12 protein-coding genes, 4 tRNA genes and 1 pseudogene are annotated in these 7,888 nt (G+C 39.8%); 5 read left to right on the forward strand and 12 right to left on the reverse strand.

Going from position 1 to position 7,888, the window contains the following annotated elements; translation table 11 throughout:
- Window positions 1–175 precede the first annotated feature (175 nt).
- Window positions 176–1,528 (forward strand): glucose-6-phosphate isomerase, encoded by a 1,353-nt coding sequence (locus DY78_RS00815; RefSeq protein WP_024625835.1) that lies wholly within the window; start codon window positions 176–178, stop codon window positions 1,526–1,528.
- Between the two features lie 112 nt (window positions 1,529–1,640).
- Here DY78_RS00815 and DY78_RS00820 read toward each other — a convergent pair whose 3' ends face one another.
- The 12 genes and pseudogenes from DY78_RS00820 to DY78_RS00860 all read right to left on the reverse strand — a co-directional run bounded on the left by DY78_RS00820 (window position 1,641) and on the right by DY78_RS00860 (window position 6,050).
- Window positions 1,641–2,909 carry a site-specific integrase gene (locus DY78_RS00820; protein ID WP_024625834.1) on the reverse strand — a complete coding sequence of 423 codons (1,269 nt, stop codon included), beginning with the start codon at window positions 2,907–2,909 and terminating at the stop codon, window positions 1,641–1,643.
- Between the two features lie 69 nt (window positions 2,910–2,978).
- Window positions 2,979–3,049, reverse strand: a tRNA-Gly gene (locus DY78_RS00825).
- Between the two features lie 5 nt (window positions 3,050–3,054).
- Window positions 3,055–3,128 (reverse strand) — tRNA-Ile (locus DY78_RS00830).
- Window positions 3,129–3,179: 51 nt separating this feature from the next.
- Window positions 3,180–3,461 carry a putative quinol monooxygenase gene (locus DY78_RS00835; RefSeq protein ID WP_022638129.1) on the reverse strand — a complete coding sequence of 94 codons (282 nt, stop codon included), beginning with the start codon at window positions 3,459–3,461 and terminating at the stop codon, window positions 3,180–3,182.
- A gap of 30 nt (window positions 3,462–3,491) precedes the next feature.
- Complete coding sequence (locus DY78_RS00840) at window positions 3,492–3,851, reverse strand: hypothetical protein (RefSeq protein WP_024625833.1); 360 nt, start codon at window positions 3,849–3,851, stop codon at window positions 3,492–3,494.
- 26 nt (window positions 3,852–3,877) lie between these two features.
- A complete protein-coding gene (gene mscL, locus DY78_RS00845; RefSeq protein ID WP_024625832.1) occupies window positions 3,878–4,255 on the reverse strand; it encodes a large-conductance mechanosensitive channel protein MscL in 378 nt (125 codons plus the stop codon).
- A gap of 55 nt (window positions 4,256–4,310) precedes the next feature.
- A tRNA-OTHER gene (locus DY78_RS15910) sits at window positions 4,311–4,403 on the reverse strand.
- A gap of 177 nt (window positions 4,404–4,580) precedes the next feature.
- Window positions 4,581–4,667 (reverse strand) — tRNA-OTHER (locus tag DY78_RS15915).
- 33 nt (window positions 4,668–4,700) lie between these two features.
- Window positions 4,701–4,799: pseudogene (locus DY78_RS16580) on the reverse strand (DUF3862 domain-containing protein); the annotation flags it as partial.
- 19 nt (window positions 4,800–4,818) lie between these two features.
- Window positions 4,819–5,187, reverse strand: a complete 369-nt coding sequence (locus DY78_RS00850; protein WP_024625831.1) for a hypothetical protein — start codon at window positions 5,185–5,187, stop codon at window positions 4,819–4,821.
- A gap of 72 nt (window positions 5,188–5,259) precedes the next feature.
- Window positions 5,260–5,676 (reverse strand): ImmA/IrrE family metallo-endopeptidase, encoded by a 417-nt coding sequence (locus tag DY78_RS00855; RefSeq protein ID WP_056993485.1) that lies wholly within the window; start codon window positions 5,674–5,676, stop codon window positions 5,260–5,262.
- 11 nt (window positions 5,677–5,687) lie between these two features.
- Window positions 5,688–6,050, reverse strand: coding sequence for a helix-turn-helix domain-containing protein (locus tag DY78_RS00860; RefSeq protein WP_011101082.1), 363 nt, complete (start codon window positions 6,048–6,050; stop codon window positions 5,688–5,690).
- 173 nt (window positions 6,051–6,223) lie between these two features.
- On the opposite strand from DY78_RS00860, the gene DY78_RS00865 reads away from it, so the two are divergent.
- The 4 genes from DY78_RS00865 (at window position 6,224) to DY78_RS16715 (ending at window position 7,702) form a co-directional block, all read left to right on the forward strand.
- On the forward strand, window positions 6,224–6,454 hold the full coding sequence (locus DY78_RS00865; RefSeq protein WP_024623922.1) for a helix-turn-helix domain-containing protein: 231 nt from the start codon (window positions 6,224–6,226) through the stop codon (window positions 6,452–6,454).
- Between the two features lie 246 nt (window positions 6,455–6,700).
- Complete coding sequence (locus DY78_RS00870; RefSeq protein WP_024623923.1) at window positions 6,701–7,216, forward strand: hypothetical protein; 516 nt, start codon at window positions 6,701–6,703, stop codon at window positions 7,214–7,216.
- A 12-nt stretch (window positions 7,217–7,228) separates the two neighbouring features.
- Window positions 7,229–7,474, forward strand: coding sequence for a hypothetical protein (locus tag DY78_RS00875; RefSeq protein ID WP_024623924.1), 246 nt, complete (start codon window positions 7,229–7,231; stop codon window positions 7,472–7,474).
- A 99-nt stretch (window positions 7,475–7,573) separates the two neighbouring features.
- Complete coding sequence (locus DY78_RS16715; RefSeq protein ID WP_134144313.1) at window positions 7,574–7,702, forward strand: hypothetical protein; 129 nt, start codon at window positions 7,574–7,576, stop codon at window positions 7,700–7,702.
- Window positions 7,703–7,888: the final 186 nt, after the last annotated feature.

Genomic DNA, 7,888 nt, shown 5'->3' on the forward strand with positions numbered 1-7,888 from the left:
TATGCTGAACAATTTGTCCAAAAATTCGGATTAAATTTGCAATCTACCATAAATATGATTGTTTTTTACATAAATTACGAAAAAATACGAAAAAAGGCGGTAAGCGCTTTTCATTCGCTTCGTTCGTATTGTATAATGTGAGTTGTTAAATATGTTTAGAAAGAGGTAATAATAAATGGCACACATTTCATTTGACAGCTCTAATTTAACTAAGTTCATCCACGAAAATGAACTTGGTGAAATGCAAGCAATGGTCACAGCTGCTGATAAGGAGCTGCGTGAAGGTACTGGCGCCGGTAATGATTTCCGCGGCTGGATTGATTTACCAACTGATTACGATAAGGAAGAATTCGACCGTATTAAAGCGGCCGCTACGAAGATTCAATCAGACTCTGACGTCTTAGTAGTAATCGGGATCGGTGGTTCATACCTCGGTGCCCGGGCTGCCATTGAATTTTTACATGAAACCTTCTGGTCATCACTTTCACGTGAAGACCGTAAATTCCCACAAGTTGTCTTTGCTGGGAACTCAATCTCATCATCATACGTCAACGATTTAATTCACTTAATCGGCGACCGCGACTTCTCAGTTAACATCATTTCTAAGTCCGGGACGACGACTGAACCTTCAATCGCTTTCCGTGTATTTAAGGAACGTTTAATTGCTAAGTATGGCGAAGCTGGTGCTAAGGAACGGATCTATGCGACGACTGACCGCAAGCGCGGTGCTTTGAAGCAAGAAGCCGACGCCGAAGGTTACCAATCATTCGTTATTCCTGATGATATTGGTGGTCGTTTCACTGTTTTGACTCCAGTTGGTTTATTGCCAATCGCCGTTTCTGGTGGCGACATCGATGCCATGATGAAGGGTGCGCGTGACGCCTCTGCTGAATACAAAGATGCGGACTTAACTAAGAACGAAGCTTACCAATACGCTGCTTACCGGAACATCTTGTACCGGAAGGGCTATACCACTGAAATTCTTGAAAACTACGAACCAAATATGGCGATGTTCTCAGAATGGTGGAAGCAATTAATGGGTGAATCTGAAGGGAAAGACCAAAAGGGTATCTACCCATCATCAGCTAACTTCACCACTGACTTACACTCCTTGGGTCAATATATCCAAGAAGGTCGTCGTAACTTGATGGAAACGGTTGTTAAAGTTGACAACGCCACTAGTGACGTTGACATCCCTAAGGAAACTGAAAACCTTGATGGCTTGAAGTATCTTGAAGGTAAGACGATGGCTCAAGTTAACACCAAAGCCTTTGAAGGGGTTATTATGGCCCACGTTGATGGCGGTGTTCCTAACATGGTCGTTAACATCCCTGGCCAAGACGCTTACACGTTAGGCTACATGATTTACTTCTTCGAAGCTGCTGTTGCCATTTCTGGTTACTTGAACGGGATCAACCCATTCAACCAACCAGGTGTCGAAGCTTACAAGAACAACATGTTCGCCTTACTTGGCAAGCCTGGATACGAAGAATTAACTAAGAAGTTAACCTCACGCCTTAGTAAATAAGGGTTTGTGACACACTAATATTTAAAATTAATAAAGCTCCAAAACGTTGTTTTGCTTTAAATGGTTCCCATTGTGGTTCCTAAAAGCGTAAAAAATGCGTTTTGGGGCTTTTTTAATTGCTACTATTCAAATAATCTTCCAGCTTTGACATCGCATCTTCTTTTATCTTGGGAGTAACTTCTGCATACATACGAGTAGTGGTCAAATCAACATGGCCCATCAAGTCTCTGATGTTTTCCATATCGACGCCAGCTTCACGCAAGCGCACTGCGAATGAGTGGCGGCATCCATGAACATTGAGATGTTTTAGGCCGGCATTTTTAGCAATGCGCTTCATGGCACCTTCAGCCCCTCGTGAAGATATAGGCTCACCAACATTGCCAGCAGTTAAATAGAAACGTCTAAATACAAAATCGCTTGAGGGATCAGATTGCAGATTTGGGTTAATTGTAACTACTTTTTGCAATGCTGATTGCTTATTACGCAGCTCTAGTAATGCAGTATAAGCACGAGCAGTTAACGGTACATTACGAGAGCTGTGCTCTGTTTTGGGGTTGTCCAGGGTAATTGATAGGTAAGAGTCATCAATTACTTCACCGGACTCTCTAAGCTGCCTTTTTTGGTCAGCTTCAGCCCGGTAGAGTCTATTTTGGTCTATTGTCAAAGTGCGCTTGTTGAAATCCACCCGAGACCATCTCAATGCCAAATCTTCGCCGAGTCGTAAACCGCAGTCGAACATTAGCAGGAAGAAGGGGTACCATGATGGTTGTTGTTCTTGTTTGGCTGTTTCCAGAAAAATATTAACTTCATCAAGAGTATAGTAACGAAGTTCACGTTTTTGAGGCTTGAATTTCCTGGAAAACTCAACGCCAATAGTTGGATTAGACTCAATAAACCCGAGCTGTGTTGCTTTTTTTAGAGCGTTAGAAAGTGTTCCATTTATTGATTTTACGGTAGCCCAGCTTAGGCCTTGTTTTTTTCTTCCAACTCCTTTTTCGCTGAAAAGACCATTGATAAAGCGCTGATGTTCTACGAGAGTGTACTCGGTTAATGGATAGCTACCAATTCTTGGCTTGATATAAGTCTCAATGTTTTCACGATGAACAATACGTGTACCTTCTTTTACATTTAACTTAAGATGAGTTATCCAATAGTCTAGAAATTCTCCCAAATTCCAAGCTTTTTGAGGTGTAACGTTTCGTTTGTTTGAAATTATTTCTGCTTCTACTAATTTTGCAGCGTCACTGGCTGATTTGTAAGAGGTGAACCCACGACGATGGATCTTCTTTCGCTGACCGGTACCTTTGTCAGTTCCAGCGTAAATATTGTATTGATATCGCGTTTTGCCATTTTTTAACTGATATTTTGAAATGGTTGCCATAATAAGCCTCCTTGATTCGAACTTATGTTCTATAAAAAAATAAAAATATATACCCCGTGATGGGGTATAAGCGAGTGACGGGAATCGAACCCGCGACTACAGCTTGGAAGGCTGTCGTTTTACCACTAAACTACACTCGCGTGAATGGACCTTGTTGGGCTCGAACCAACGACCGGACGGTTATGAGCCGTCTGCTCTAACCAACTGAGCTAAAGGTCCGGAAACTTTGCAAATAAGTGCTATTTTTCACTTAATTGCAAAGCGAGAAAACTAATAATCCATTCTGGTAATTTCTGGTTCTGAAGTTAGATAGTCACTGACGTGTGCTAAAAATTTCTGGAAATGAGGGGTGTCATTATGGAAATCCACGGCTTCTTGATCTTTCCAGTGTTCGATAATTTCGTAATCATTATCACTGTCTAACTTTTTGAAATGTCCATAGAATTCATTACCAGCTTCTTGTGCTGAATTAATAACAAGTTCATGAATGAAATCTTCATATTCTTTTTTGAGTTCTGGTTTAACATGCAATGCGACGTTGATAATCTTCATTTGAAATTCTTCCTTTGACATTTAGTTTTATTATTCATCATCTGAGTCTTCGATGAGCTCTAGCCAAATGGTTAATGGTTCTGGGTTGAACTCTGGCCACATTTTCATAATCTCGTAAGCTCTACTCAAAACATGACTTTCGTTTCCTTCTTCTAAGTCTTTAAAAACACTTAAAGCGACGGGGTTATTAGATAGATCGTCCATTAAAATATTTGTTTTATGTTGCCATTCGGTAACTAATTTTTGGTAATTTATTAAACGTCTTGCATGCTGAATAGCATAGTCTACACCATTTTCTTGAACTCTTTTAATAAAATCTTCGTACTCTTTGAAGACGGCAGACTGTGCTTGTTTCCAATCATTAGTAGATAAATCTTCTGATTTTTCCATAAATGACACCTGATTTCTTACTGCAATTATTTTTTCTGTTGCTTTAATAATGATACAATTTCTGAAAGATATTTTTCCTCGGCTGTTGGAATAGGATCGGCTTCGACATCCTCCTTCTTAGGCATAATTTTATTAATCATTTTGACTAGTAAAAATACCACAAATGCAATAATCAAAAAATTAATGACAGAATTAATAAAGGAACCGTATTTAAAAGTAGCATTGCCAACTTTTAAAACAAGGCTAGAGAAATCAATTTGCCCTAAAAAAACACCTATTAGTGGATTTATTAAATTATTAACCAATGATTTAACGATAGCAGTAAATGCAGCCCCAATAATAACGCCGACTGCTAAATCCATTACATTACCACGTGAGATAAATTCTTTGAATTCTTGAATCAATTAAATATCCTCCTGAAAATATATTCTAGCTTTTAATGACATCCTGACTGGTCAATGTGAGTGGCAGGAGTTGAACCCGCATGGCAATAAGAAATAAGGGAAGGGTATCCCATAAGAAGTTGCCGTTCTGCCGTTGAACTACACCCACGTTTGTAATCAATTAGTGATGAAGCTTTTTATAGAGAAAATATGCAACTAATACTGATATAATTGCCACAAATAATAGCTCAGTGCTCCATTTAATGGAGGACAGGCTTTTTAAAAAATAAGTTAAAGAATTGAACATTGGTGATTCTCCTATGTTTGATTGAGTTAAGAACCTCTATGCGAGCGGCAGGAGTCGAACCTGCTTATGTGATTACTAATAATTGGCAAGAAAAGAAGCACTATTTTACCGTTGAACTACGCTCGCGTGAAAGCCCAATTAAGGGCCAGTTATAAATTGCTATTTCATATCAGACTGAGTTTTGCCACTCAATGCTCCATTGGTGAAAGTAACGTTAAAGTTCGCACCTAATCCGCATTTGACACCTGAAGTATATCCTCCAAAATAGTGAATTGCGCTATTGTTGTGGTTGATTAAAGTTTTTTAGGGAGGCTAAATACAAAGAACCACCAATAATAGCGATAATCCCGCCAATCCAACCTAAGAATGGAATAAGCGCGATTGCGCCGCCGACAATTAGTAAAACACCTGGTGCAGTATTTACTCTTGAATCGCCTTTATAATAAATTAATGCAATGATGCCTAATGCTAAAATGGCAATTTTTAAAATGTTTAATAAAGCCACTGTACCTGATGTGCTTGTTGCTGATCCAGTTGCTGCGTCGTTTAGGGCGCCACCAGCGACAAACCAGCCCCCGAATAATAAGATGATTCCACCAACTAATCCCACGATTCCGTTGGTAAGTGCTAAATTCTTTGTCTTCATGCTGAAGTTCCTCCTCTTTTAACAGCTTTTAATGTCGATCAGCTTATTGGACATATTTTTTTAGTTTTTCCCTTAATCATCGATATCCGATGGTACTCCGTATTGATGGGCCAGTTCTCTGTATGAATAGGGAATATGGCCATTCTCCTCAATAAACAACATTCCCATCAATCCAACTGAAAATTCATCAGCTTCACGTTCAAACTTAGAATGTCCATGTTTAACGGAAGTGTAGTACCCAATCAGCCCCTCATGGAATATAACGTGTCCCAGCTCATGACCGAGTATGAAATACTGTGTAGGCGTGTGTTTAATAGAATTATTGAGTAGTATGATAGGCTCTTGGCTGTCATAAGCATTTTTACCCAGAGGCATTGCCCCAAAATCACACCATTCCACTTGTATGTTAAGCTTTTCCGCAATTACAAACGGGTCCGCTGTGTGATAACGATTGACAATAGTTTTAACGATATCTTTTACTCTATCCATAGGTACAACTCCTAATCATGCTTGTGGCGTTTCCAGAATATTGTTGCCATGGCCACACGCACTTGTTGTTTTTCTTCTTCAGTAAGATCTTCACCCCCATAGGTCATCGAACCCTCATTTGCTTCAAGAAAATCCTTCAGGTCAATGGTATCTTTCTTGGTTGCCCATTTTGGTGTGCCATTTTTTCCAAGCAAGTAGTCAGTTGTCACGGAAAAACGATCTGCAATTTTAGAAAGTGTTTCAAGATCTGGCTGTCGTTTTCCTTGTTCATAGGAAGCCAGTGTTGTTTTGGCCATGCCTAATTGCATTGCTAATCTCTCTTGCGTTAGACCAGCTTCTCTTTTTCGTAATTCTTTAAGGCGTTCAGCAAACATTGATAGGCCTCCTTCGTTAATTATAAGATTACTACGCATAATGCGTATTTTGTACAAAAATATAAAAAAATACTCGTTTAGAGTATTTATGTGTTGACTAAGTACGCGAATTGTATTATATTAGTAAGCATCAAAGGTACGCGAAACGTATTACTTAGTTAGGAGGTGTTAACATGCGTCATTGGTTAAAAGAGTGGAGAGACATCAACGGACTAACGCAAAAAAAGGCTGCTGAATTTCTTGATATGCCAGAGACAACTTTAGCGTCTTACGAACAAGGACATAGAACACCAAGTGTTGGTAGAGCTAAGAAAATGGCTGTAAGAATGAACGATATATCTTCAAAAGAACGTGTTAAATGGACTTATTTTTTTGAAGATAAAGTACACAATACGAGTAAATAAGGAGACGTCAAAATGAAGCCAATAACAAGAGATGTTTTAATCAACGCACTACTTCGTTATTTCCCGGAGACACCCCGGGTTTCACTTGAAGCAACGAGTGATGAGAAGCTGAGGATTATGTTCCAGCACATCAATAACGAAAACAGTTTCAAGATTCGGCAAATGGATTACATCTCTATTTAAATTATAGGGAGTTGCCTTTGCAAGAAATCATAAGATACTTGCAAAAATTCAGGAGGTGACAGAATGCGGAACCGATTCGCAGAAGAGCTAACGTTAACCTTCGAACGTATGGGCGGACATAAGCAGAGAGAAGTTGCTGATAAGGCACATTATTCTGAAAGCACTGTATCAAGAATTAGAGCGGGACTTAAGAAGACTGACCCACAGACTAGGTGGACGTTAGCGAATGCAATTAATGATCTACGTTTGAAATATACTGCTGCGAGTTTGGACTACGGCACGATTTCGTTCCAACGCGATCGAAAACTTAAAGGCGACATGTTTTCTGCCTTGGTAAAGCAACGAACGGAGCAAAGTCAACGAGAGCAGTTGGAACCAGAATTTGAGGCTGCAATTACAACGGAGCCTAAATTTAGAACTCCGGAGCAAAATTTAATCATTCAACGTTATCCAAGAGAGTATGTCGAGGAGATTAGCGCTGAGATTACAGCATTAATAAAACAGGCTGAATATGCAGGCATAACGATGTCGCAACTGCAACATGTGATTGATGAGGTAAATGATAGTACCGGTGGATAGGAGTGATAAAAGATGCAAGTGGTTTCCATTAAAAAGAATCCTAAGTATCAGGCAGGCGGACAGCCTAAAAAATGGCTCAAAGGTGTTGAACTTGCTGCTGAATGGAATGTTTCACCCGCAAAAATAAGCAACTTGGCGCGACGTGAAGACTACCCATTGCCGTCTGATGTTGCATTAGGGGCCCGCCAATATAATTGGGCGGAAGTTAGCCGTTGGCGAGCAGAAGAGAATAAACGCAAGCAGGATAGGAGGAAATAGCAATGATTGAAGGAGCAATAGTAGGCTGCGCGCTAACTGCATTATGGTTCAAGCGTCATGAAGTTGCTAGCTGGTTTGGAATTTAAGGAGATGAAGACGATGAAATTTACATTCCGGATTGGAAACGTGCTTTACAAACAGATCACGATTGAAGAATTGAATAATCTTTTTGACAAATTTAAGGAGGTTGAACGAATTGGAAGTACGCAAAGTATCGCTAAAGCCTAAATTTGAGTACGAAAAAAGCTGCTCACGTATTGGTAGTACGTGGACAGCTAAGACGCTTAATAATTTTATTTTCGAGTTCTATTGTACTCCGAAACTATCGTTAAAACAACGTTTAGCACGGAGGTGGGCAAAATGAACGGCTACGATAGCTGGTTAATTGACCAAGAAGAAGCTGCGGAAGGCTGG

Source organism: Lactiplantibacillus fabifermentans DSM 21115 (genome assembly GCF_000498955.2).
Classification (GTDB): Bacteria; Bacillota; Bacilli; order Lactobacillales; family Lactobacillaceae; genus Lactiplantibacillus; species Lactiplantibacillus fabifermentans.

What these genes read in the sequence shown, in the direction of transcription:
- DY78_RS16715 (WP_134144313.1), top strand. Translation starts at nt 7,574, where the DNA reads ATGAAATTTACATTCCGGATTGGAAACGTGCTTTACAAACAGATCACG.
- DY78_RS00855 (WP_056993485.1), bottom strand. Translation starts at nt 5,676, where the DNA reads ATGGATAGAGTAAAAGATATCGTTAAAACTATTGTCAATCGTTATCAC.
- DY78_RS00870 (WP_024623923.1), top strand. Translation starts at nt 6,701, where the DNA reads ATGCGGAACCGATTCGCAGAAGAGCTAACGTTAACCTTCGAACGTATG.
- DY78_RS00865 (WP_024623922.1), top strand. Translation starts at nt 6,224, where the DNA reads ATGCGTCATTGGTTAAAAGAGTGGAGAGACATCAACGGACTAACGCAA.
- DY78_RS00840 (WP_024625833.1), bottom strand. Translation starts at nt 3,851, where the DNA reads ATGGAAAAATCAGAAGATTTATCTACTAATGATTGGAAACAAGCACAG.
- DY78_RS00875 (WP_024623924.1), top strand. Translation starts at nt 7,229, where the DNA reads ATGCAAGTGGTTTCCATTAAAAAGAATCCTAAGTATCAGGCAGGCGGA.
- DY78_RS00835 (WP_022638129.1), bottom strand. Translation starts at nt 3,461, where the DNA reads ATGAAGATTATCAACGTCGCATTGCATGTTAAACCAGAACTCAAAAAA.
- DY78_RS00815 (WP_024625835.1), top strand. Translation starts at nt 176, where the DNA reads ATGGCACACATTTCATTTGACAGCTCTAATTTAACTAAGTTCATCCAC.
- DY78_RS00850 (WP_024625831.1), bottom strand. Translation starts at nt 5,187, where the DNA reads ATGAAGACAAAGAATTTAGCACTTACCAACGGAATCGTGGGATTAGTT.
- DY78_RS00820 (WP_024625834.1), bottom strand. Translation starts at nt 2,909, where the DNA reads ATGGCAACCATTTCAAAATATCAGTTAAAAAATGGCAAAACGCGATAT.
- DY78_RS00860 (WP_011101082.1), bottom strand. Translation starts at nt 6,050, where the DNA reads ATGTTTGCTGAACGCCTTAAAGAATTACGAAAAAGAGAAGCTGGTCTA.